Origin of the sequence: Actinopolyspora lacussalsi subsp. righensis (assembly GCF_900116555.1) — a bacterium.
GTDB classification, from domain to species: domain Bacteria; phylum Actinomycetota; class Actinomycetes; order Mycobacteriales; family Pseudonocardiaceae; genus Actinopolyspora; species Actinopolyspora lacussalsi.
In genome coordinates, this window is sequence record NZ_FPAT01000007.1 from 155,403 (window position 1) to 180,568 (window position 25,166).

12 protein-coding genes and 1 tRNA gene are annotated in these 25,166 nt (G+C 67.3%); 7 read left to right on the plus strand and 6 right to left on the minus strand.

The features are described 5' to 3' along the window. Positions 1 to 10 precede the first annotated feature (10 nt). From BM394_RS14170 to BM394_RS14180, 3 genes are read right to left on the minus strand one after another with little or no spacing between them, the layout of a single operon-like run. A complete protein-coding gene (locus BM394_RS14170) occupies positions 11 to 1,435 on the minus strand; it encodes an FAD-binding protein (protein ID WP_092978629.1) in 1,425 nt (474 codons plus the stop codon). Positions 1,436 to 1,462: 27 nt separating this feature from the next. After that, complete coding sequence (locus BM394_RS14175) at positions 1,463 to 2,050, minus strand: antibiotic biosynthesis monooxygenase (protein WP_092978633.1); 588 nt, start codon at positions 2,048 to 2,050, stop codon at positions 1,463 to 1,465. A 40-nt stretch (positions 2,051 to 2,090) separates the two neighbouring features. Beyond that, positions 2,091 to 3,068 (minus strand): NAD(P)H-dependent flavin oxidoreductase, encoded by a 978-nt coding sequence (locus tag BM394_RS14180; RefSeq protein WP_092978636.1) that lies wholly within the window; start codon positions 3,066 to 3,068, stop codon positions 2,091 to 2,093. 817 nt (positions 3,069 to 3,885) lie between these two features. Here BM394_RS14180 and gdhA point away from each other — a divergent pair. From gdhA to BM394_RS14205, 5 genes are all read left to right on the plus strand, one after another. After that, positions 3,886 to 5,232 (plus strand): NADP-specific glutamate dehydrogenase, encoded by a 1,347-nt coding sequence (gdhA, locus tag BM394_RS14185; protein ID WP_092978640.1) that lies wholly within the window; start codon positions 3,886 to 3,888, stop codon positions 5,230 to 5,232. A 719-nt stretch (positions 5,233 to 5,951) separates the two neighbouring features. Beyond that, complete coding sequence (locus BM394_RS14190; RefSeq protein WP_217643508.1) at positions 5,952 to 7,025, plus strand: glycoside hydrolase family 62 protein; 1,074 nt, start codon at positions 5,952 to 5,954, stop codon at positions 7,023 to 7,025. A gap of 428 nt (positions 7,026 to 7,453) precedes the next feature. Further along, on the plus strand, positions 7,454 to 8,836 hold the full coding sequence (locus tag BM394_RS14195; RefSeq protein ID WP_092978644.1) for an LVIVD repeat-containing protein: 1,383 nt from the start codon (positions 7,454 to 7,456) through the stop codon (positions 8,834 to 8,836). A gap of 65 nt (positions 8,837 to 8,901) precedes the next feature. Further along, entirely contained in the window at positions 8,902 to 9,468 is a 567-nt protein-coding gene (locus BM394_RS14200; RefSeq protein WP_092978646.1) for a DUF305 domain-containing protein, read from the plus strand. 156 nt (positions 9,469 to 9,624) lie between these two features. After that, a tRNA-Ala gene (locus tag BM394_RS14205) sits at positions 9,625 to 9,697 on the plus strand. Positions 9,698 to 9,948: 251 nt separating this feature from the next. On the opposite strand, the gene BM394_RS14210 is transcribed toward BM394_RS14205, so the two are convergent. The 3 genes from BM394_RS14210 to BM394_RS22465 all read right to left on the minus strand — a co-directional run bounded on the left by BM394_RS14210 (position 9,949) and on the right by BM394_RS22465 (position 12,411). Then, on the minus strand, positions 9,949 to 10,845 hold the full coding sequence (locus tag BM394_RS14210) for a TolB family protein (protein ID WP_092978653.1): 897 nt from the start codon (positions 10,843 to 10,845) through the stop codon (positions 9,949 to 9,951). 112 nt (positions 10,846 to 10,957) lie between these two features. After that, entirely contained in the window at positions 10,958 to 12,202 is a 1,245-nt protein-coding gene (locus BM394_RS14215) for a glycosyltransferase family 2 protein (RefSeq protein WP_217643509.1), read from the minus strand. A gap of 23 nt (positions 12,203 to 12,225) precedes the next feature. Further along, positions 12,226 to 12,411 carry a hypothetical protein gene (locus tag BM394_RS22465; protein ID WP_139235223.1) on the minus strand — a complete coding sequence of 62 codons (186 nt, stop codon included), beginning with the start codon at positions 12,409 to 12,411 and terminating at the stop codon, positions 12,226 to 12,228. A 138-nt stretch (positions 12,412 to 12,549) separates the two neighbouring features. Here BM394_RS22465 and wecB point away from each other — a divergent pair, with 138 nt between their 5' ends. Beyond that, positions 12,550 to 13,812, plus strand: coding sequence for a non-hydrolyzing UDP-N-acetylglucosamine 2-epimerase (gene wecB, locus BM394_RS14220; RefSeq protein ID WP_092978657.1), 1,263 nt, complete (start codon positions 12,550 to 12,552; stop codon positions 13,810 to 13,812). A 578-nt stretch (positions 13,813 to 14,390) separates the two neighbouring features. Continuing rightward, positions 14,391 to 25,166 carry a LamG-like jellyroll fold domain-containing protein gene (locus BM394_RS23525; protein ID WP_139235224.1) on the plus strand — a complete coding sequence of 3,592 codons (10,776 nt, stop codon included), beginning with the start codon at positions 14,391 to 14,393 and terminating at the stop codon, positions 25,164 to 25,166.

Here is a 25,166-nt window from a genome sequence, read left to right on the forward strand (position 1 = left end):
CTGCTGTGGATTACCGAGCGAACCCCGCGGCGTGATGAGCCGCACGCCTACCGAAGATCAACGAACGTAATACCGAGGTGGCGGGTGGGTAGGCGTGGTAGAACAGCCCGGTCGCCTCGCCGGCGGCGTACAGACCGGGTATGGCGGTCGTGGAGGGTGTGACCACACGCGCCGACGTGTCGGTGCGGACGCCGCCGTAGGTGAAGCACACGGCAGCGGTGATGGGAATGCCGATGAAGGGTGCCGTGTCGAGCGGGATCGCCCAGTTCGACTTGTCGGGTTCCAGACCGGTTGTGTGTTTGGCATCGAAACCGAAGGGGCCGAACTCACCGGGCCGGATCGCCGCGTTGAACTCAGCGACCGCCTTGTCCAGTCCTCCCGGATCGACGCCGAGCTTGTCCGCCAACTCCTCGATCGTGTCCGCCTGTTCCGGAGGGACATCGCTGAGCAGCGAATTCATGATTCCGGGGATGGACAGGGTCTTCGCGTCCGCGATCCAGTACGCTTCTTGGTTCTGGTTGCGCCAGACTTCGTAACCGACGTGCTCGAAAGTGTTGTCCCAGGTGTTCTGCCCCTCGTCGAAAAAGCGTTCCAGCTTGCCGTTGAGGAAGATCCCGTAGCTGAAGCCGTACAGCACCGCGTCCGCCGCGTCGGTGCGACGGTCCACGGGCTCGGCGTGGATCATGTCGAACTGACCCGCCGTGTCGGCGCCCAGTTCCGACGTCATGCGCAGGGCGTCCCCACGGTTGTTGCCGACGCCGGGAGCTATGAGCGGTAGGTCGCAGGCCCCGGCCCCCGCGTACCGCGCGAGCATCTCTGCGTTTCCCTCGAAACCACCGCAGGCCAACACCACCGCCGTGCCGCGAAGTCGTCGCAGACGCCCGTCGGAACCACGAGCCAGGACGCTGTTCACGTCGCCGTTGTCGTCGAGGCCGAGGCGAAAGGCTTCGGTCTCGTAGTGGACATCGACCCTCGGATCCGCTTCCAGCTCGTTTCCCAGGTTCTCGACGATCGAGGCACCGCCCCCGTCCGGGCTCGCGGGCGCTGACATGCCCGGTTGACCGCCGTGGAAGGTGTGCGGCAGGGGAAAGTCGTCGAATCGGATCCGCACACCGTGTCGTTCGAGGAACCGGAGGGTTTCCGGTGTCTGCTGTTCCAGCGTGCGGCAGTACTCCTCATCGGCCAGCCCACCGGATACTCGGCGCATGTGATCGACCCAGTCGGTATCCAGATTTCGTTGCTCGTCCACCCGGAGGAAAGCCCCGGTCCATCGAGTGGCACCACCGCGTTCCGCACGCGGTGCCCGTTCCAACACCGCGATGCGCGCGGGGCGCTCCCAGTTCTCGGAGGCTTCGGCGTAACTCAGGGCAGCGGACAGGCCAGCTGCGCCGAATCCCACGACGATGAAGTCGTAATCTTGTGATTCGGGATCCATGTTCTGTCTCCTGGTTCGTTCCGGGGATCAGTTGCGCGGAGAGATTATTCGGCTGGTGCGGTAGAGCCGGAATTTCGCGTGGTTCGTGGTCTCGGCGAACACGCCGTATCGGCGACGGAACTCCGGATCGTCGAATATGGCGTCGAAGTGTGGCTTGCTCGACCACATCGCGAAGTTGACGATCGCGTCTCCGTCGAGGCTGGTCAGCAATCGTGAGCCCTGGAACCCTGGCGCGTGCGAGACGTGGTCGACGGTCTTCGCCAGTGCCTCCACCGATTCCTCGGCGTCGTCGGTGGTCGCGACATTGATCAGTAGTACCTGTTCGTTCATGCCGGTGGCCGTGATCACGCCGGGACTGGCGTAGCGGCCGTCGAAGGATGTCCACTCGTAGGTGGCTACATCGTGCTGGTGCCACGGGTCGTCCTCGATGAGCCGCCGCACCCCTTCGTCGGACAGATCCGCGGTTACTACCGTGCCGCCGCCGTTCACGGCGGGGCCTGCCAGCAGGATGAGTCCCGCGTCGCAGTTGCGGCGTACCCACTCTCGGTGTGCTTCCAGATGTCGGGCGACGAGTTCGTCCGATGCCGTGATGCTCAGTCTCAGAACGTGGATCATGTTTTCTCTCCTCGATGTGCCGATGCGGGAACGGAACTGTTCAGACCCGCGAACCGGCGTCGACCAGCCGGTTGAGACGCGAGGCGACCTGCTCGGCCTCCGTGACTGTTTCGTGCACGATTTCGGCGGCCGGTCGGATCTCGTTCACCAGATCCAGCACCTCGCCGGCGAACATGGCCCGCTGTGTGGTGTCGTCGGCCACGACGGCTGCGGTCCAGGTCGGTTCCACTTCGTGGCGGACCGCCTCGAGTTCGTCGTCCCGTCCGTTCCAGGTTCGGGTGAAGTCGTTTTCCACGGCCCGTGCCTGATACATCCCGTCCCAGGGGATTCCCCGCAGCACGTCGAAAGAGCGGGTGTTGACGGTCTCCGAGGTGCCGCTGCCCACCAGGGTGCTCCGAAAACCGGGGGTGGACAGCGATTCCTGAGCCGCGGCGAATCGAGTGCCCATCATGACGCCGTCGGCTCCCAGGGCCAGAGCTGCCGCGAGCCCGCGACCGTCCGCGATACCGCCGGCCGCTATCACCGGAATGCTCTCGGAGCACGCTTCGACGACGGCGGGAATCAGCGGAAGCGTCGCTTGTGACTTGTGGTGCCCTCCGGCTTCGGCGCCCTGGACGATCAGCATGGTTGCGCCGGACTCCACCGCGATCCTGGCCTGTGCCACGTCGTGCACCTGCACCGGCACGTGTGCCCCGGCCGAACGTGCCGAAGAGACATACCTGCTCACCTGGTCCGGGTCACCGAATGACAGCGCCACCACGGGTGGCGCATAGGACATCACTCGCTCCCACAGACCGGGCCGCTCGTCGAAAGTGAACATCACGCAGCCGACACCCCACATACCGTCGAACTCCGCTGTGCGCGCGACGTGCTCGTCGATGAAACCGGCGTCTCCGTAGCTGACACCCACGAGTCCCAGCCCCCCAGCGGTAGACACCTCGGTGGCCAGGTGACTCCCTGCCACCGAGCCCATGGGTGCGCTGACCACCGGATGCTCGATCCCGAGCAATTCGGTCATTTTTGTCCGAATCACGTTTTCTCCACTGTGGTTCGCTTACTGGTGTTCGCTGCCGGTTCGCGGGCTTCCTGTGCAGGAGGGTGCGCGAAACTCTGGAATCGGCGTTGATTCGAGCAGGCCGGATCAGCTGTGAAGAGATTAATCCCGTCGAGTGCCCACCGGCCAAGACTTAATTCATGTACCCCCATTGGGGGTTTCCTATACATGCTCGTTGGTCCTTCCTAACCTCGGAGTGCGCGTGGTGGTGAATTTTTTTCGGCGGTGACGTTCCGGCCGTGTGCGCTTCCGCCGGGACGAACGGTCTGGGACAGTCCCGAACGACGTGCACCGTATCCATCGGTCACCGCCCGGACGGATGCGTTCGGGGAGGAGTTCTACGGTTACCCTCGTCGAGCCGATGTCCGACTGCTGCTTCCGCAGCAATCCTGGATTCCGTTTCCCGGGGGCTGTTGACAGTCCTGTTCTCCGTGGGGAGAGTCTGGAATTTCGAAGATGGCCTGCTGTCCGCGGGATGCCGAACATTTCGGTGTTCGTGATTTCCGCGGGTGTGCGTGAAGACGGAGGGAAGAGCGCGACGTGAATCGCGGAATTCTGTTGATTCTGTCCCGGTGGTAACGAGGTGACCGGAGGAACTCCGAAACCCGGAAGCGGGGATGCGAGCGAGCGGCCGAGCGCGTTCCGCCCAAGGATGCCGTGCGGCCGGATGAGGAAGTTCACCGGCTCTGGACACTCCGCCGCTTTACCTATAGGACCGGTGCGGGGCACGTGCCCGGTGGCCGGCCCCGCGAGTCCGAACGCGGAGGGAAAGGGCGGTGCGATGGACGTCACCGAACACGTCGAAAGCGTCTACGCGGAGCTCCGCCGACGTGATCCCGGGGAGAGCGAGTTCCACCAGGCGGCCGCCGAGGTGCTGCACGACCTCGAACCGGCGCTGCGAAAGCATCCGGAGTACGTGGACGCGCGGATCGTCGAGCGCCTCTGCGAACCGGAGCGGCAGCTCGTCTTCCGGGTCCCGTGGACCGACGATCGTGGCGACGTCCGGGTCAACCGCGGCTTCCGCGTGGAGTTCAGCAGCGCCCTGGGGCCGTACAAGGGCGGGCTGCGGTTCCACCCGACCGTCGACCTCGGCACCGTCAAGTTCCTCGGCTTCGAGCAGATCTTCAAGAACGCGTTGACCGGGATGGCCCTCGGCGGGGGCAAGGGCGGGGCCGACTTTGACCCCAAGGGCAAGTCCGACGGCGAGATCATGCGGTTCTGCCAGTCGTTCATGACCGAGCTCCACCGGAGCCTGGGCGAGCACACCGATGTCCCAGCCGGTGACATCGGTGTGGGGGGCCGCGAGATCGGTTACCTCTTCGGCCAGTACAAGCGGATCACGAACCGCCACGAGGCGGGGGTGCTGACCGGTAAGTCGGTCGCGTGGGGTGGCTCGCACGTTCGCACCGAGGCGACGGGCTACGGGGTCGTGTACTTCCTCCAGGAGATGCTCGCCACCCGAGGGCGTTCCCTTGAGGGCCGGCGCGTGGTGGTCTCCGGCTCGGGCAACGTGGCCGTCTACGCCGTCGAGAAGGCGAGTGCCCTGGGGGCGACGGTGTTGGCCTGCTCCGATTCGGTCGGTTATCTCGTCGACGATGACGGGATCGATCCGGAGCTGCTGAAGGAGATCAGGGAGGTGCGCGGGCAGCGCCTGCCCGCATACGCCGAGGCCAGGCCGAACGCCCGGTTCGTCGAGAGCGGCTCGGTGTTCGACGTGCCGTGCGACGTCGCGCTGCCCTGCGCCACCCAGAACGAGCTGAACCGGGAACACGCCCTGACGCTGGTCAAGAACGAGGTGTTCGCGGTCGCCGAGGGCGCGAACATGCCGTGCACGGCCGAGGCGATCGAGGCGTTCCGGGAGGCGGGTGTGCTCTTCGGCCCCGGCAAGGCCGCCAACGCGGGAGGCGTGGCCACCTCGGCGCTGGAGATGCAGCAGAACGCTTCCCGGGAGACCTGGACCTTCGAGCGGACCGAGGACAGGCTCGCCACCGTCATGCGCGACGTGCACGAGCGGTGCCGTGCCACCGCGGAGTCCTACGGCGGTGCCTCCCACGACTACGTCTTCGGCGCCAACATCGCGGGCTTCCTCCGCGCGGCGGAGGCGATGATGGCCCAGGGAGTCGTCTGAGCGTCCGTCGTGCAACCAACCGTGTCGAGGGCGGTGCTTCCCGCTGAGGCTCGCGGCTCTCGTACCCGTGCCGAGCCGGTCGGCTTCGTGACGGAGTCCCGATCGGCTCGGCACGACGGGGGCGCTGAGCGGGCTTCTCGGTGTGAGGACGAGTCCCGAAACGGATCTCGCCCGAGTTCGCCCGTCGGGCGGTTGACCGCTGGTGCTTCCGGGGCGATCCGGGAAGTCGTTTTCGCGGGACTGTTGACAGCGATCGGCACTTCGTGGAACTTGTATCCCCGATGGCTTCGAACTTTGTTCGGTATCACGAACAAGGATTTCGGGGTTGTCGCGGCGACTCCGTGGGCGAAGGTCACGAGGAGGGTTCCATGTGAGCGGGATTCCGGCTTTCCGGTGACACGTGCTCTCCGGTGTTTCACGGCCGGAGGTGTCGGAAGAAGATCGACTGCTCCCGCGGTTCTCCGGTCGATTCCGAGGCCGGTGTCCGCTTTCTTCGCAGTTCTCCGTTGTCCGCTTCTTCTTGGTGCGTGGCAATTATGGGAGCGCTCCCATAAAACGGGACAGCGAGCCGATATCACCGGACAGGAGTGCCACAGCGGTGTCTTCGATTCGTACGCGTTCACGGAGTTGAACCGGGAGCCGAAGTGCTCCGGTTCGAGCTCTCCCGAGGAACTCGCCCACTCGATCCCGGCAAACGCTTCCGTCAGGAGGAGACCACAGTGCGATGCTCACGCTGGTTCGCGGTGCTTGCCGCCGCGATGCTCGCGGCGGGCGGGATGTCCGCCGGTTACGCGGACACGACCGCGAGCGCGGACACGACCGCGAACACCACGGCTGATCTGCCCTCGAACTTCCAGTGGACCTCGACCGGCCCGTTGATCGGCCCCAAACCCGACGCGAACCACGACGCGGTCTCCTTCAAGGACCCGTCGGTGGTGCGCTACGACGGCGAGTGGTTGGTGTACGGGACGACCGCGAGCGAGTCGGGCGGTTGGAACCTGGTCTACACCCACTTCAGCGACTGGTCGCAGGCATCCTCGGCCCCGCACTACTACCTCGACCAGTCCGACATCGGCTCCGGATACCGTGCCGCACCGCAGGTGTTCTACTTCGAGCCCCAGGACAAGTGGTACCTGGTCTACCAGACCGGTGTGCCTTCCTACTCCACCACGGACGATCCCAGTGATCCGAGTTCCTGGTCCGAGCCGAGGAACCTCATGGACAGCATGCCGGACATCGTTTCCGACAACATCGGTGACGGGCACTGGGTGGACTTCTGGGTCACCTGCGACTCGGCCATGTGCTACCTGTTCTCCTCCGACGACAACGGTCACCTCTACCGTGCGGAGACCACGATCGGACAGTTCCCCTACGGCTTCGGCGATACCGAGATCGCCGTGTGGGACACCCCCGAGGACCTGTTCGAGGCGAGCAACGTCTACAAGGTGGCGGGAACCGGCAAGTACCTGCTGCTGGTGGAGGCCATCGGCAGCGACGGCCATCGCTGGTTCCGCTCCTGGACCTCCGACAGCATCGACGGCTTCTGGAGCAGGCTGGCCGACACCGAGCGGAACCCGTTCGCCCGATCGAACAACGTCACCTTCCCCGGTGGCGAGTGGACGGCCGACATCAGCCACGGTGAGCTGATCCGATCCGGTGTCGACCAGAACATGACGATCGACCCCTGCCGGCTCCAGTTCCTCTACCAGGGCAAGGATCCGGACGCGGGCGGTGAGTACTCCCAGCTCCCGTACGAGCTCGGGCTGCTGACCCAGACCAACTCCTCCTGCTGACAGAAGTTCGTCGGCTCGGTTCTCTCCCGCGCCGCTCGTTGGAACGTTTCGGGGCTCTCGCCCGCGGCGGCCCGGTGTCGAGCAGTGGCCACACCACACCGGGCCGTCCGCGAGAGCCGCGCGGGAGAACTCGCGGGTGGGCGGACAGCGAACCACCACCCGCTCTCCTGGAAGCGCGGTTCCGCCGGCGCCCGCTCCGCTGTGAAATACGTTGAGGGCTCCGGTAGGTCCTTTTGTCCGATTCGGTACTCCCCTCGGCGTAGCGAGCATTACGACATACGGGCATGTTTCCTGCTGTGCGATGCGTAAATACCCGATCGCACCCTGTCCGGAGCCGTTCCGGCGTGTAAGGATCCTCGCCGGAAAACTCGGGATCTTCCGGCTCGCCCGGCGAGTCCTGAGTTGGGGTTTTCAGGGAGGTTGACCGAATGCTGGAGTTTCGTGGCCGACGGCGATCCCGAAGGCCGCTCGCGCTCGGCTTGGCCGCTGCCGTCGCCGGGCTGGCACTGATCGTGCCGTCCGTCGCCGCCCAGCCGCCGGATGACGATGTGCGGCACAGCAACAATGTCCACCCGGTGGCCAACGTGCCACGGCAGGGTCCGCTGCGGGAGTCGACTCACAGCGATCTGGCTTTCTACCAGAACTACGCTTTCCAGGGCAGCTACGACGGTTTCACCGTCTACGACATCTCCAAACCGCACAAGCCGAAGACGGTCGCCCAGGTGCACTGCCCGGGCGGGCAGGGTGACGTGTCGGTGAGCCCGGACGGCAGCCTGCTGTTCCTGTCGGTGGACTACGCGCGCACCGACCCCACCTGCCAGAGCGAGCAGGGGTCCTACGAGGATCCCAGCTCCTGGGAGGGAATGCGGGTCTTCGACATCAGCGACAAGATGAACCCGCGCTACATCAAGAGCATCAAGACCAACTGCGGTTCGCACACCCACACCATGGTGCCGGGCAAGAACACCGACGACCTGTTCCTCTACGTCTCGTCGTACAACCCGGATCCGGCGTTCCCGAACTGCCAGCCGCCGCACGACTCGATCTCGGTCATCAACGTCCCGGCGGGTAGCCCGACCGATGCGAAGGTGGTCGCCGAGCCGGTGCTGTTCCCCGACGGTGGTGCGGCCGGCACCGCAGGCTGCCACGACATCACGGTCTACCCGGAGTACGACCTCGCCGGTGGTGCCTGCATGGGCGATGGCGCGCTGCTGGACATCTCCGACCGCGTCGAGCCGCGGGTGATCACCACGGTGGAGGACCCGAACTTCGCCTTCTACCACTCGGCGACGTTCACCAACGACGGCGAGAGCGTCCTGTTCACCGATGAGCTCGGTGGCGGCGGTGCGCCGACGTGCAACGACGAGGTCGGTCCCAAGAAGGGCGCGAACGCGATCTACAACATCACCGGCAGCGGGGACGACCGCGAGCTCGACTTCCAGAGCTACTACAAGATCCCGCGCGACCAGACCGACACCGAGAACTGCGTGGCGCACAACGGGAACCTGATCCCGGTTCCGGGCCGCAACGTCTACGTGCAGTCCTGGTACCAGGGCGGTGTGTCGATCTTCGACTTCACCGACACCACCGCGCCGAAGGAGATCGGCTACTTCGACCGCGGTCCGGTCAACGAGGACTACCTGACCCTCGGCGGTTCCTGGTCGGCGTACTACTACAACGGTTACGTGTACTCCAGCGACATCACGCGCGGCCTGGACGTCATGAAGGTGACCGGTCCCGGTATGGGCCATGCCAAGCAGGTCCACCTGGACGTCCTGAACCCGCAGACGCAGTACTCGTACCCCGAGTGATCCGTCCTGCCGCCGGGTCCGGTCGCCACCGGGCCCGGCGCGGGCCGTTCGGAAGGGAGCAGGCGATGTTCCTGCGGAAACTTTCCCCACTGGTGGTGCTGCTGCTGGTGGGCCTGCTCGGCGCCGGGACCGCGAGTGCGGCCACCCAGGCGTACAACGAGGCCGACGCCGAGTTCACCCGCATGATGATCCCGCACCACTACCAGGCGATCGTCATGTCCGAACTGGCTCCGGACCGCGCGGCGGATCCCGAGCTGAAGTCGCTGGCCGACCGCATTCGCACCGAGCAGAGTCTGGAAATTCAGATGATGCGGGGCTGGCAGGGCCGCAACGGTCTGCCGGTGACCGATCCGGAGACCGCCTACCAGGACGTGCTGGACAACCCCGACATGCTCGAGCGGATGGGGATGGCCAGCCGGGAGGAGATGGACCGGCTCGCGACGCTCTCCGGAGCCGAGTTCGACCGGATGTTCTTGGACCTGATGATCCCGCACCACGATGGTGCGGTCGCGATGTTGCGGGACGTGATCCTCAACGGCAGTGATCAGGAGCTGAACCAGATGTCCCAGGACATGATGTCCACTCAGAAGGCTCAGCTCGCGATCATGCACGACATGCGCGAGACCGTGTGAGGCGAGCGCGCCGTGCCCGGGCCGTCATCGGCGGCCCGGGCATCCGTGTGGGCACGGCGTGGGGCGGGCCCCCGAACGGCTCGCGTGCGGGCGGTGTATCGTGTCCGCGCAAGGGATGAGCAGTCACGACGAGCTGAACATCCCGATCGGGAAAACGGGGCTGTGGCGCAGTTGGTAGCGCACCTGACTGGCAGTCAGGGGGTCACGGGTTCGAGTCCCGTCAGCTCCACAGTAGATATTTGACAGCTCCGCTCCTCGCTTCGTCGCCGCGGGCACCGGGCGTCGATTTCTCGCGAAATCGTCGGGTCGGTGGGCGGTGTGGCTCCGACCGCGTGAATTTCCCACGAAATCGCCGCGCCATCGACGCAGGCCGAACTCCGACCACCCTCGCTAGGCGAACTCCGACCACCCTCGCCCCCGGCACCGCCGGGCCGGAGGTTCCGCGACGGAACCGGCTACGCGGACCGGGCCGCCGAACTCCTACCCGTAGGACACGAAGGCGAACCGACCGCTGTCGGGAGCCCAGTTGCCCACGTTGCTGGTGCCCTGCCCGCCGAACAGCGGGAAGGTGCGGAGCGGGGTCTGCCAGTCCGCGGTGGAGACCACGTGGATCGCGACCTCGGTGTCGGGCGGGTGCCCGAGAGTCCCGGCCGGGTAGGACAGGTAGTTCGCGTACCTGCCGTCGGGGGAGACGTGCGGGAACCAGTCCACGGTCGCCGAGCTCACCAGCCGACGAGGTGTTCCCCCTTCGGCGGGGACGCGTGCCAGCTGCGCGTGCCCGGGTTCCTCGCCGAACGACTCGTCGTTGAACACGATCCACTCGCCGTCCGGGGTGTACTCCGGCCCGTCGAGGTGTCCCGGCCCGGTCTCCAGCACCCGCACGGGACCGCCCGTGGCGGGCAGTACCGCCAGCTCACCGGCTGTACCGTCCCCACCGCTCGGCAGCAGCACGCACGCCAGACTCCTTCCGTCCGGACTGACGCCGTGCAGGTAGTGCCGCCACCCGTCGTCCTCGGTCAGCCGGGTGGCCGCGCCTCCGGTGATCGGGGCGGCGTAGATGTGCCCGTCCTTGGCCGTGACGTAAACGGTCCGCCCGTCCGGTGCGGGCACGTGATCGTTGTTGATGTCCGGCACCCCGGTCAGCGGGACGTGTTCGACGTCATCGGGACGAGCGACGTCGAGCCGCCACAGCGCTCCGTTCCCGTTGAGCAGCAGCGCGCTGCCGTCCGGGGTCCAGTTGGGGGCTTCGAGCAGGATCTCGGTCGTCTCGAACAGCTTCCTGGACTCCGGGGCGTCCGGGGCGGCGAGCCGAACCACGGTGCGTTGGCCCGGTGCCAGTCGTCGGAAGTTCCCGCCGTCGCGCGCACTGTCGGTCATGCGTCCATCGTCCGTGGCGAGCCGCGGTACTCGGCTTGGGGGCGGTACGGCGGGAGAGCCCACCGCTCGCCTCGAACGGTCGAGGAGCCTCCGGCGCGCCGCCCGGAGAACCTCACTCCGCCACGACGGGCCGGTCGGGTACCCGGTCCGTCTTGGCCCAGGAGTTCCGCCGGGTCAGCCTGCGGAACATCGCGCGCCACGTGGCGAACACCCCGCACAGCAGGAAACCCGGATAGCACAGCCCGGCCAGCATACAACGCCGCAGCGGCTCGTCACCCAGCCGCAGGCGGTGCACCAGACCCCACACCAGTCCGGGCAGGAACAGCAGGAACAGCCAGGTGACGGAGGCCAGCGCGATCGCCGGGGCAGCCGTGAGCACGTTTCCGGTGGTCGCCGCGGTGGTGGTGACCACGCTGAGCGCGACCAGACCGCTGAATACCACCGACATCGGGACCGTCGCCCAGGGCATGATCAACGCCAGCAGGAAGTCCAGCAGCGCCGGATTGCTCACCGCACGCGATCTCACCAGGCTCGGAACGTGGTGCGCGCACTGCAGATTGCCCTGTGCCCAGCGGGCTCGTTGCCGCAGCAGCCTCGGTACGTCCGGCAGCCCCTGCTGGCCGACGCGTGCACTGTTGGTGTATCTGACGCGCACACCGTCCAAGTGCAACCGCAGCGCGAATTCGTAGTCCTCCACCAGGCTGTCGGACCAGGAGTACGAGGCGAGCACGGAAAGCCGGATGAACTGGCCGTTGCCGCCCAGTCCCACACTGCCGAGCAGATCCCGCAGCAGCTGCACGGAGTCCATCATCACGCCGAACTCCAGGTCCTGCAGCAGTGCCAGCACACTCTCGCGGTTCTGGATGCGTATTCCGCACTGCACCGCACCGATCGTCTCGTCACGCAGCATGTTCGTGACTTCGCCGAGCATGTCGGGGCTGCCCCGGCCGTCACCGTCGAGCACGCCGACCACGGTCCGAGCGGGATCCAGCTCCGTGTGGCTGAGGATGTAGCCGCACGCCTGGTTGAGCGAGTCGCCCTTGCCGATGCGTGCCCGGGGTGGTTCGCGGTGGATCACGTGCAGCCGGGGGTCGGTGATGCCCGCCAGTATCGCGCGGGTGTCGTCGTCGGAGTCGTCGTCGATCACCAGCACCCGAACCGGCGTTTCGGGGCTCCCCAGTGCCAGTGCGTGATCGACGGTGCTTGCGATGACGCGTTCCTCGTTCAGCGTCGGGATCACGATGAAGAACGAGAACGGCTCGTTCTCGTCGTGCTCCGTCACGGACGCCGGGACCCGCCACGAGAACACCGCGAGTAGCAGATTCAGCGTGGGCCACCAGACGAGTAGTACGATCATCAGTACTACCGGGAACCATCCGATCATTTCTCGTGCCCGATCAGGAGCGTGGCCTCCGGTCGCCGGTGCAGTCGCACGGATCGTACGGCCAGCAGCAACGCCAGCAGTGAAAGGATCGACAGAATACCGTAGAGAACACCGAGGTTACCGCTGGTGCTCGCGATTCCCATGCTCGACACGGCAGCGCCGCAGAACCGAAGAGAATACATGTCCACTCCGTTCGAACAAGATCTTTCATTATTCGGACACGAGCGCGGACGTGCATGCGGTACCGCGCTTTTTTCGGTATAGATCCCCTGTGGGTCGAGCAGAGTCGGCCGTTTTCGGCGTGTCGGAGGTCGCGGAATATGTACGGCAGCGAGATTAACAGTTTCGCGCCTCGCGGGCAGCCAGAAGTGTGGCTCGTCGCGGGAACACGACCCGAGGCGGTCAAACTCGCCCCGGTGGCCCGCGCGTCGTTCGACAACGGTCGGATACGTCCGGTAATGGTGGCATCCGGACAGCATCCGGAAATGGTTTCGCAGGCGTTGCGCACCTTCGGTCTGAAGTCCGACGTGGACATCACGGTGCGCCGCGGTAGCGGGACGCAGCCGGAACTGCTGAGCGAGCTGATCACGGCTCTAGACGAGTTGGCCGAGAGTCGGCCGCCGGCAGCGGTGCTGGTGCAGGGTGACACCACCACGACGCTGGCGGGCGCGCTCACCGCTTTCTGGCGCCGTGTTCCGGTGGTCCATCTGGAGGCGGGACTGCGCTCGTTCGACCTGCGAGCGCCGTTCCCGGAGGAACTCAACCGAAGAATGGTCACCCAGGTCGGCGATTTTCATCTCGCCCCAACCGAGCTCGCGGCGCGGAATCTGCGCGATTCTGGGATCGCCCCCGAAAGAATCCTGGTGAGTGGCAATACCGTGGTGGACGCGGTGGAATCGGCGACCCGCGGTGAAAGGGTGTTCGAGAACGGGGAGCTGGCCGGGACGGTGGAACGGGCCGCCAACGGTGACGATCGACTGGTATTGGTGACCGTGCACCGCAGGGAATCCTGGGGTGAGCCGATGCGGCGCATTCTCACCGCGGTCCGGGAGCTGACCACGCTGCACCCCGACATCCGGGTGGTGCTGCCCGCTCACCCCAATCCGCGGGTCGGCGGGATGGTCCGGGGCATGTTCGAGGCCGATCCCCGCGTGCTGGTCACCGATCCACTGCCCTACGGCGAGCTGGCGCACGTGCTCGCCGCCAGCACACTGGTGCTTTCCGATTCGGGCGGGATCCAGGAGGAGGCGCCGGCCTTCGGCGTTCCGGTGCTGGTGCTGCGCGACGTCACCGAACGCACCGAAGCCGTCGACGCGGGGTGTGCTCTGCTGGTGGGCTCCGAGCGGGCCCGGATCGTGCACCACGCCTCGCGGTTGCTCGACGACGCCCGTGCCAGGGAGTCGATGCTGGCCGGTGGCAATCCGTTCGGTGACGGTCGCGGCGCCGAGCGGGCCGAGGTCGTACTGGCGTGGCTGCTCGGTGCGGCTCCGGAACTTCCCGAACCGTTCGTGGCCGCTACCTCACCCGCGTCCGGGGTGTGCTCGTCCGTGGACTCGGCTGGGGTGCCCGAGCACTCCGGTTGATCTCCGGGTTCGCAGGCTGATCCCGCTCTCGCGTGGTCGGACGCTCCGCTCGTCGTCCGCCTTCGTCACCCCGCGACACCGAGATCGGCGATCACCGCGTCCGCCGGGAATCCGTTTCCCGGCGGATTCTTTTTTCGCGCCGGGTGACGCAACCGAAGGCGCGGGAATCGCGTCCCCGACACGAAGAGTGTTCTCACGGAGAGTGCTCGGAGGATTTACGCGCGCGTTGTAATTGTCAAACGATTTTTTGTCCATGCCGAAAATTGTGAAAACGAACACCGCGCGAACCGGTTGATCGGCACAAAAAGATCACAAAGAGATATACCCTCTTCAATTCACGCCAGTTTCACGGCTAAGTTCCGCCGGGCGTTTCGACGGCCGGGCCCGGATTGCCGGGTTCCGCCGCGTGACGCCGGTACGTGCAGTTCGGGACCGAACGGAGACGGGTCCGGTGTGGGCACACCGCCTTCCGTCGCTCCGGCGTGGCCGGTGCTCCGCTCGGTTCCACTCGGGTCGTGGTCGGCTCTCCGCTGTCGCGGTGGGGCGGTCCGCGGCTCACGGCTGGTGAGGAACTTCTGATGAGCTACGACGCGCACCGTGGCAGCACGCCGCGTCCCGCCAGGATCGGGTCGTTACTGCTCGCGTTGGCAGTGGTCGTGGGGCTGATCAACGCCCCGCAGCTGCAGGCGCGGGCCGCCACGCAGGGCGAGATCCCGGAACAGCGGCAGGGCAGTGCGGCCGGGCGCTCCCACGACGCCTCCAGCGAGGACACCTCGGCCGAGAACGAATCCGGCGGGAAGTCGCACAACGCGCGGCCCGCCGAGGGGCTGCCCTCGGACGAACGCCCGCCCGCCCCGGAACTGCCGCAGCAGTTGCCGGAGAAGGCGAAGGTCAGCATCGGCTCCGAACCGGACGCCGCCACTCGAGGGTTCGATCCCAACACCAGCCGTGAGCTCAAGAGTGAGCGCTCCAGCCAGAGCCAGACCTTCGCCAACGCCGACGGCACCAGGACGCTGCGCGTCTACCAGAGCCAGAAGTTCGCCGAGACCACCGACGGCGGCCTCCAGCCGGTCGATCTGACCCTGGAACAGGACGGCGGTGTCTGGAAGACCACCACCGACTCGCGGACCAAGAACTTCGCGGACGCCGCGAGCACCTCCGAGATCGCCTCGGTCGAACTCGCCGACGGCAGATCCCTGGGATTCCGGGTGGCCGACGCCGCCGACGTCACCGCGAAGGTCTCCGGCAGCTCGGTCACCTACCCGGGGATCCGGCCGCAGTCCGATCTCAACCTGCAGGCCACCGCGGTCGGCATCAAGGAGACGATCCGGCTGAAGTCGGCCGACGCGCCGACCGTGTGGGACTTCCCGATGAACGTCGGCGATCTCACGCCGGAGCCGCACGAGGGCTCGGTGCTGCTCAAGGACTCCGAGGGCGAGGTCCGCCACGTCATCCCGCCGGGCTACATGGTGGACTCCAACGTCCACCCCCGCTCCGGTGAGGGCGTGCGCTCCGACGGCGTGAAGTACGAGATCGTCGGCGACGCCGAGCAGCCCGTGCTGCGGGTCTCGGTGGACGAGGAGTGGCTCGCGGACCCGGAACGGGTCTTCCCGGTCAAGGTCGACCCGAGCGTGGTCGGCAAGGACACCGACGGCACCACCTACGTGCAGTCGCCCTACGACAGCGACTACTCGGGCGAGCCCAACATGAGCGTGGGCACCTACAACGGCGGTGGCAACAAGGCCGCCGCCTTCCTGAAGTTCGACTCGATCAGCTCCGATCTGGCGGGCAACTACATCCTCGGTGCCAGGCTGCGGATGTTCGAGACCTGGTCCTACTCCTGCGAGGCCAGGCCGGTTCGGGTGCACGAGGTCACCCAGCCCTGGTCGGTGCAGGGCAGCAAGAGCTATCCCGGACCGGCCACCGGCGCGGAGATCGCCCGCAAGAGCTTCGCCCACGGCTACAACGACAGCTGCGGGTCGCAGTGGGTGGACATCCCGCTGGGCAACGCCGGGCGCGATCTCGTGCACGGCTGGACCCACGGCGAACCCAACCACGGCCTGGCGCTGCGCGCCTCGGACACCGACTCCAAGGGTTGGAAGAAGTTCGCCAGCGCGGCCTCGGCCAACCCGCCCTACCTGGAGGTCACCTACACGCCGTACTGGGCCGACTACGAGCTCGGTGGTATGAGCCCGGTCGTCACCAGCAGCGACGACGGCCGGATGAGCGTCACGGTGACCAACCGCGGGCGCGACACCTGGACCCCGGACAACGACTACAAGCTGGGCTACCGGCTCTGGGACGCCGAGGGCAACGAGCTGCCGCGCACCTCCACGGCGTGGACGGACATGCCGCACGACGTCGCTCCCGGACAGACGGTCACCCTCGACGCCCGCGTCGAGAAACTGCCGCCGGGCGAGTACTCGCTGCGCTGGGACATGGACCACTACGGCACCACCCGGTTCTCCTCGACCGGTGCGCCGATGTCGGCGTCGGTGGCGTTCACCGTGCCCAACCAGCCGCCCGCCGTGGACTCCATGTCGCCGCCCAGCGACTACAACGCCTCGGTACTGACCCCCACGCTCGCGCTGACCGGTCACGACCAGGACGCCTACCCGGGCGAGGGCATCAACTACCGCTTCAAGGTCTGCTCCGCGTCCGGTGAGGACTGCTTCAACTCCGGCTGGGTGGACTCCCCGGTCTGGTCGGTGCCGGAAGGCGAGCTCACCTGGGGCGAGAACTACGTCTGGTACGGCCAGATCGGCGACATGCGGATCGCCAGCCCCTGGACGCAGGGCTCCCACCTGACCACCAAGGTGCCGCAGCCGCCGGTGACCAGCCACCTCTCCTCAGGTGACGAGGTCGGCGGGCGCGTCGACCCCGGTGTGGGCAACTTCGCCGAGGTCGAGACCGACGCCGAGATCGCCGCCGTGGGTCCGGAACTGTCCGTGGCGCGCTCCTACAACAGCCTCGACCCACGGCAGAACCTGGCCTTCGGCTCCGGCTGGTCGACCAAGTGGGACGCGCGGGTGGTGCCCGACGACGACGGTTCCGGCAACGTCGTGGTCACCTACGCCACCGGGCAGCAGGCCCGCTACGGGCGGAATCCCGACGGCAGCTACGCCACCCCCTCCGGCCGCACCGCCACGCTGGTGCGCACCGAATCGGACGGTTGGACGCTGCGCACCCAGGGCGGCCAACGCTACGAGTTCGACTCGAACGGACGGCTGAGCCGGATCGTCGACGCGCAGGGGCGCGAGCAGCACCTCTCCTACGACGACTCGGGCAACCTCGCCACGGTCACCGACGCCACCTCGGGGCGCTCGCTGAACCTGACCTTCTCCGGCGGGCACGTCACCGAGGTCAGCACCGCGCCGGATCCGGTGTCGACCTGGTACTACCACTACGACGGCGATCGGCTCACCAGGGTCTGCGACCCCACCGGGGCCTGTGACAACTACACCTACACCGACAGCTCGCACTACCGCTCGGTCACGCTCGACGCCAACCCGCACGCCTACTGGCGACTGTCCGAACAGTCCGGCACCGCCGTGACCAGCGAGGTACCCGGCTACTGGGAGTCCAAGGAAGCCACCTCCCACAACCTCACCCACGGCAGGCCCGGCCCGATCGCGGGCGGCTCCACCACCGCCGCCGGTTTCGACGGCTCGTCCAGCTACGTCCAGCTGCCCGACGACATGGTGCGCAACTCGCAGTACCTGGCCGTGGAGATGTGGTTCAAGACCAGCAGTTCCAACGGTGAGATCCTGTTCTCCACGGGCTACGACCGGCCGGGCACCTCGAACCCGAGCGACGCCGCCATGCCGGTGCTCTACGTGGGCACCGACGGCAAGCTGCACGGCCACTTCTGGAACGGCAAGACGGCCGGGATCGCCACCGGTTCCACCGTCAACGACGGTGAGTGGCACCACGTGGTGCTCTCCGGCGCCCGCGACACCCAGACGCTGTTCCTCGACGGGCGGACCGTGGGCAGCCAGAGCGGAGAACTCGCCAACGTCGACCCGCTCAACCACGTCGGCGCGGGCTGGTTCAACTCCCGCGACTGGCCCGCCGCCCCCAACGCGACGTGGGACTACTTCGACGGCGACATCGCCGAGGTGGCGATGTACCACCAGCCGATGGGCCGAACCGTCGCCGCCGAGCACCACGCTGCCCGCACCGCCACCGAACAGCTGACCTCCATCAAGCGCGCTGGCGGTGCCTACGCGGCCGAGATCTCCTACGATTCGTCCACCGCCAGGGTGACCAGCTACACCGACTCGGACGGCGGCACCTGGCAGGTCGGTGAGTCCACCACCGAGGGCGACGGGTTCCGCTACGGCGAAGCCGTGACCGGATCGCGCCCGAACGCCCACTGGCGACTGCGGGAGAACGAGGGAACCACCGCGCGCGGCGATCCCGCGCTGCGGCGCGCCGAGTACCACTCGGTCTCGCGCACCTCCGGCCCGTTCCCGGACACCGCGGCGCGTTCCTTCGACGGGCAGCGCTCCTACGTCCAGCTACCGGACGACGCGCTCACCGGCAGGAAACGACTGGCGGTCGAACTGTGGTTCAAGACCTCCAGCACCGACGGCGGCGTGCTGTTCTCCACGGGCAACAACCGCCCGGACGACGAGAACCCCACCGGCGGTGCCATGCCGGTGCTCTACGTGGGCACCGACGGCAAGCTGCACGGCCACTTCTGGAACGCCAAGACCGAGGGCGCCGTCTCGGCGAACAAGGTCAACGACGGCCAGTGGCACCAGGTGATGCTGTCCGGCAAGCCCGAGCAGCAGACGCTGTACCTGGACGGTAACGCCGTCCAGACGCTGCAGGGCGAGCTGCAGAACGTCGACCCCTACGGCTACGTCGGAACCGGGCTGCTCAACGGCCTGAACTGGCCCGCCAAACCCGAGGGCACCTGGGGCTACTTCGAGGGCTCGATCGGACAGGTCGCGCTGTACCCCTACGGAGTCTCAGCCTCCGACGCCCAGGAGCACTACGCGGCGCGCGGCGACGCGGCCGACTACCGGGCGGCCGTGCGCGAGGAGAACGTCCACACCCTCTGGACACTGGGCGATCCGGCGGGCAGCACGCACGCCGAATCGGTGCACGCGCTGACCGACGCCACCTACCACGGTGTCGACAAGGACGTTTCCCCGCCGATGCGCGGCGCGGGAGCCGTCGGTTTCGACGGGCAGAGCTCGTACGTGCGACTGCCCAACAGCCAGGCGCGCGGCCGCGGCCGACTATCCGTGGAGATGTGGTTCAAGACCTCCAGCTCGGCCGGCGGGGTGCTTTACGCCACCGGCTACTTCGGGCCGAACGTCTCCCAACCGTCCACCGGTGCCGTGCCGGTGCTCTACGTGGGCACCGACGGCAAGCTGCGCGGGCACTTCCGCAACGGCAAGGTTTCGGGGATCACCACCGACTCGGCCGTCAACGACGGTGAGTGGCACCACGTGGCGCTGTCGGCCGCCGGCGACTCGCAGCGGCTCTACCTGGACGGCGACATGGTGGGATCGCAATCGGGCGAGGTCGACAACTTCTTCCGCTACGACTTCCTCGGCATCGGACAGGTCGACTCGAAGGACTGGCCCGCCCTGCCCGACCAGGTGTGGAACCACTTCGAGGGCTCCATCGGCGAGGTGGCCCTCTACCACCGGCCGCTGGACAGCGCCAGCGTGGCCGACCACTACTCGGCCAGGAACGCGGCCACGGCCGTGGACATCACCGGCCCGGACGGCGGGGTCCGCACCTACACCTACGACCCCAACGCCGGTGGCCGGACCATCTCGGTGACCAACTCGGACGGCGCCACCAAGGTGTACGGCTACGACACCGGCGGGTTCGTCAACCGGATCACCGACGCCAACGGCAACACCACCAGGATCTCCAACGACGAACGCGGCAACCAGCTGTCCCGCACCCGATGCCGCACCGACGGCACCGAGAAGTGCTACACCAGCTACCGCTCCTACTACCACAACCCCGACGACCCGCTGGACCCGCGCAACGGCAAGGTCACCGAGTTCCGGGACGCCCGTTCGGACTCCGAAACCGACGACACCTACCTGACCACCTACTCCTACAACGCCGCGGGCAAGCTCACCAGCACCTCGGAGCCGGGTGAGACCGGCGGTGCCCAGCGCACCACCACCAACACCTACACCACCGGCGACGAACCGGCTCCGGACGGCGGAACCCAGCCACCGGGGCTGCTGGCCTCCGAGACCGACCCGGCGGGCAACGAGACCAGCCACACCTACACCAGCGCCGGTGACCTGGCCAGCGTCACCGACCCGGCCGGGCTGGTCACCGAGTACGACTACGACGGACTCGGGCGCAAGACCACCGAGACCCAGGTCTCCGACAGCGAACCGGACGGGCTGACCACCACCTTCGACTACGACCAGGCCTCCAGGCTGGTCGAGAAGGTCGGCCCCGAGACCGAGAACGCCGTCACCGGCGAGCTCCACCAGCGCCGGGTGCGCAACACCTACAACGGCGACGGCAGCATCGCCGAGACCACGGTGGACGACGCGCTGGGCAACGACCCGGCCCGCACCACCTCCTACACCTACGACAACCGGGGCCGTCGCCTGGAGGTCACCGGCCCGGAGGGCGGGGTCACCCGCACCGAGTACGACGAGTTCGGCGAGGTAGTGCGCCGGGTGACTCCCACCGGGACCGAGTACACCTACACCTACACCGCCGCCCGGCACCAGCTGGCCACCATGACGGTGACCGGGTTCAGCGGTGACGGTTCCGAACCGCACGACGTGGTGCTTGAGTCCCGCGCCTACGACCCGGCGGGTCGGCTGGCCAGCGTCACCGACGCGATGGGCCGCACCACCACCCGCACCTACTACGACGACGGGCAGCTCGCGGCCGAGCGACTGCTGGACTATCAGGACCCGGAAAGCGGCGAGACCCGCGACCTGCTGCTGCGGCGCTACGAGTACCTGGGCAACGGCTCCGAGTCGCTGGTGGTCCGCGGTGACGGGCAGTACAGCACCAGCACCGAGTACGACCCCGCCGGACGCCCGGTGCGCAGCACCGACCGCGAGGGCGAGCGGGTGCTGCGCTCCACCGAGACCAGCTACGACGCGGTCGGCAACCCGGTCGAGGTCATCGACCGGAACCCCCAGGGCGAGACCGTCCGGCACGCCGAGAGCGACTACGACCCGATGGGGCGGCGCCTCTCGCACACCGTCCACACCGGCGGGGAAACCCTGGTGTCGAAGAGCCACCGCGACCAGCGCGGGCTCGTGACGTCCACCGTGGACCCGCGCGGCACCGCGCAGGGGGCTGATCCGGCCGAGTTCACCACCGAGTACGGCTACGACGAGCTCGGCAGGCGCGTCACCGTGACGCGACCGGAGGTGCGGGCCGAATCCGGCGGCAACCCGGCCGAGCCCGTCTCGCCGGTGGTCACCAACGGCTACAACACCTTCGGCGAAGCGGTGGCGCGGCGCGGCCCGAACGGCAACGTGACCACCAGCGCCTACGACAAGGCCGGGCGGCAGGTGAGCACCACCAGGCCCGACTACACCCCGCCGGGCGCGAGCGAGCCGATCACCGCCACCAGCACCAAGAGCTACGACGCGGCCGGTCGCGTGGTCGAGAGCACCGACGCGCTGGGCGACACCACCACGTTCGGCTACGACGAACTGGGCAACCTGGTGCGGCGCACCAATCCCGCACGCGAGGGTGAGCAGTCCGGCGGCGTGTGGCGCGCCACCTACGACCCGCTGGGCGAGCGGCTCTCGGTCACCGACGTGACCGGCGCCGAGCGGCACTACACCTACGACGAGCTCGGCAGGACGATCACCTCCACCGTGGTGGAGCGCGTGCCGGAACCGACCAGGAACCTGACCACCCGCTACACCTACGACGCGCTGGGCAACCCGGCCTCGGTCAGCACGCCCACCGGCTTGACCACCACCTACGAGCACGACGACCTCGGCAACCCGGTGAGCATGACCGACCCGGCGGGCAACACCACCACGTCGGTCTACAACGCGCAGGGCAAACCGGTCTCGATCACCGAGCCGTCCGGGGTGACCACCAACTACGAGTACGACCTCGCGGGCAGGCTGCTGCGCACGTCCGACCTGGACGCCTCCGGCGACGAGGTGCGCGACCGCGCCTTCGGCTACGACCGGGCGGGCAACCAGGTCAGCAGCACCGACGCGCACGGGGTGACCACCACCCGCTCGTTCGACCCGCTGAACCGGCTGCGCTCGGTCACCCGCCCGGTCGCCGACGGCGAGGAGATCACCACCAGCTACGGCTACGACGCGGCGGGCAACGTCACCAGGGCCACCGACGGCAACGGCAACAACACCGTCTACACCGTCAACTCGTGGAACACGACCGAGTCCACGATCGAGCCCGCCACCGAGCGGCACCCGGACGCCGCCGACCGCACCTACACCACCGCCTACGACGCGCTGGGACGGGTGAAGCGGGAGATCCAACCGGGCGGGGTGACCGTCAGCAAGTCCTACGACGCGCTGGGCAACCTCGTCGGCGAGAGCGGCTCCGGTGCGGAGGCGTCCACCCCGGACCGGAGCTTCGGCTACGACAAGGCCGGGCGGATGACCTCGGCCACGGTGTCCGGCAAGACCAACACCTTCGGCTACGACGACCGCGGCAACCTGGTCTCGGCCGCCGGGCCCTCCGGTGACTCCACCTTCGCCTACGACGACGAGGGCAGGATCAGCACCACCACCACGGCGGCGGGCGAGGCGTCGTTCGGCTACGACGCGGCCGGACGACTGGCCACGGCGGTGGACCCGCTCACCGGCATCACCGCCACGTACGGCTACGACGACGCCGGGCGCCGCGCCCAAGTGGAGTACGGCGGTCAGGGGACCTACCGCGAGTACGGCTACGACGAGCTCAGCAGGCTCTCCTCCGACACGGTGCACCGGGCCGACGATTCGGTCAGCACGGAGCTGTCCTACGACTACGACGTCGCCGACCGGCTGATCAGCAAGCAGAACTCGACGGCCTCGGCCACCACGACCTCGGACTACACCTACGACAAGGCGGGCAGGCTCACCTCCTGGGACAACGGTGACCAGGTCACCCAGTACTCCTGGGACGCGGCGGGCAACCTCGTCGGCTCCGGCGGCGAGACGGCCACCTACGACGAACGCAACCGGCTGCTCTCGCGGGGCGGCACCGAGTTCGAGTACTCGGCGCGCGGCACCGTGACCGCCCGGAGCGCGGGCGGGACCACCACCGACGTGCGGTTCAACGCCTACGGCGAGATGACCGCCGACGGCGGCAAGTCCTACGGCTACGACGCGCTGAACCGGCTGGTCTCGTCCGGGTCGCGTTCACTGTCCTACGCGGGCGACTCGCTGAAGGTGACCTCGGACGGGCAGAGCGAGTACTCCTACACGCCGGAGGGTGGTGCGCTCGGGGTCGGCAACGGCGACTCGGCCGGGATCGCGGTGACCAACCAGCACACCGACCTGGTGGGCACGGTCTCGCCGGGTGACGGTTCGGTGTCGGGGTGGCGCTCGTACTCGCCGTTCGGCCAGGTGAGCGAGCAGGAGGGCTCGCAGCCCTCGCTGGGCTACCAGGGGCAGTTCACCGATTCCGACAGCGGCAAGGTGAACATGGGCTCGCGCTGGTACCGGCCCGGCACGGGTACGTTCACCTCGCGCGACTCGGCGAACCTGGATCCGACCAGCACGACCGATGCCAACCGGTACGCCTATGCGGGTGGTAATCCGCTGACGCGGATCGATCCGCGGGGCTACTTCTGGGGCAAGGCGCTCGACGTCGTCAAGGAGGTGTCGGGCTACAACGACGCCAAGCGGTGTTTGCAGGGCTCCTGGGCGGGGTGTGCCTGGACGGCGGCGAACTTCACGCCGGTCGGCAAGATCGCCAAGGGAGTCAAGACCGCCTACAAGGGCTACAAGACCTGGAGTCGGGGCCGCAAGGCGGGCAAGGCGGCCGACGACGTGCCGTCCAGTGGTAGGAAGTTCAATCGCGGGGGCGGTAGCAAGGCCAAGAGCAAGGGTAAGAGTCGCGGTGGTGGTAAGGCCCGTGGTAGGGCCGGTACTCGGGTCGGTAAGACCGTGGGGCACGTCGGTGGGCGTGTGGCCGTTTCCGCTGGTGGTTCGGCGGCCGGTAGCACCATGTCGCGGGCGGCGATCGCTCAGGCCCGGGAGGCGGCGCGTGAGGCGGCCCGGTTGGCGGCGCGGCGTAAGCGGGTGCGTGACGATGCGATGACGCATCACCCCAAGCCGAAGCCGTCGAACACGGTCTCCAAGCAGGTGCAGAACAGGCTGAATCGGCTGGACAACCAGGAGCCGATCGAGCTGGGCGTGCTGGCCGCGGATGCGGCGTCGGCGGGGTCTGCGGAGGATGCCGGTGGGTTCGTGCCGGATGCGTTGGGGGCTGTGGGTGGTCTCCGGCGTGGTGGCGGCATGTCCCGTCCGGGGTCGGCGCCGGAGCTGCCCGGTGGTGGTTCGGCGCGGTCGTCGGGCTCTGGCGGTTCGTCGGGTGCTGGTGGGTCGTGCACGCCGAACAGTTTCGTGCCGGGTACCGAGGTGGTGTTGGCCGATGGGTCGCGGAAGGCGATCGAGGAGGTCGAGCTCGGGGATCGGGTGTTGGCCACCGACCCGCAGAGCGGGGAGACCGAGCCGGAGCGGGTGACGGCCACCATCACCGGCGAGGGTGAGAAGCACTTGGTGGAGGTCACCGTCGACACCGATGGTGACCGAGGATCCGCGACCGAGTCGGTGACCGCGACGGGTGAGCACCCGTTCTGGGTGCCCAATCGGGATGAGTGGGTCGACGCGGCCGATCTCCAGGCTGGGGATCGGGTGCGTACCGCTGAGGGTGAGCAGCGGCTGGTCACCAGTATCCGCACCTGGACCGCGCTGCAGCGGGTCCACAACCTCACCATCAACGACACCCACACCTACTACGTCGACCTCAACGGCCACGACGAAACACTCGTCCACAACTCGAATTGTTCCACTCAGTCGAAGAAGCTCAAAAGAAATTTAGAGGCTATAGGAGAATTTCCGCCTGCGGCTGGGCATCAGGCACATCATATTGTGCCAAGTGGATCACCTAAGGTGGCTGGAGCGCGTGCTGCTCTGGAAAAATTTGGAATCAGTATCAATGATCCCAGGAACGGGATATTTCTTCCGCAGACGGAAAGAGGGGAAAATCCTGAAGGTCGCACTACGCATAACAAAACTTTTAGAAACGAATACTACTTCGCTGTTGAGCGAGAGTTTTCGAGAGCGGGTTCGGCCGAGGAAGTGCTAGAATCTCTTTCGAGATTCAAAGATGTTTTGCATGCTGGAGAGTGGCCGTGA

Coding starts and splice junctions, on each gene's coding strand:
- BM394_RS14170 (WP_092978629.1), bottom strand. CDS start 1,435: ATGGATCCCGAATCACAAGATTACGACTTCATCGTCGTGGGATTCGGC.
- BM394_RS14175 (WP_092978633.1), bottom strand. CDS start 2,050: ATGATCCACGTTCTGAGACTGAGCATCACGGCATCGGACGAACTCGTC.
- BM394_RS14180 (WP_092978636.1), bottom strand. CDS start 3,068: ATGACCGAATTGCTCGGGATCGAGCATCCGGTGGTCAGCGCACCCATG.
- gdhA (WP_092978640.1), top strand. CDS start 3,886: ATGGACGTCACCGAACACGTCGAAAGCGTCTACGCGGAGCTCCGCCGA.
- BM394_RS14195 (WP_092978644.1), top strand. CDS start 7,454: ATGCTGGAGTTTCGTGGCCGACGGCGATCCCGAAGGCCGCTCGCGCTC.
- BM394_RS14200 (WP_092978646.1), top strand. CDS start 8,902: ATGTTCCTGCGGAAACTTTCCCCACTGGTGGTGCTGCTGCTGGTGGGC.
- BM394_RS14210 (WP_092978653.1), bottom strand. CDS start 10,845: ATGACCGACAGTGCGCGCGACGGCGGGAACTTCCGACGACTGGCACCG.
- BM394_RS14215 (WP_217643509.1), bottom strand. CDS start 12,202: ATGATCGTACTACTCGTCTGGTGGCCCACGCTGAATCTGCTACTCGCG.
- BM394_RS22465 (WP_139235223.1), bottom strand. CDS start 12,411: ATGTATTCTCTTCGGTTCTGCGGCGCTGCCGTGTCGAGCATGGGAATC.
- wecB (WP_092978657.1), top strand. CDS start 12,550: ATGTACGGCAGCGAGATTAACAGTTTCGCGCCTCGCGGGCAGCCAGAA.
- BM394_RS23525 (WP_139235224.1), top strand. CDS start 14,391: ATGAGCTACGACGCGCACCGTGGCAGCACGCCGCGTCCCGCCAGGATC.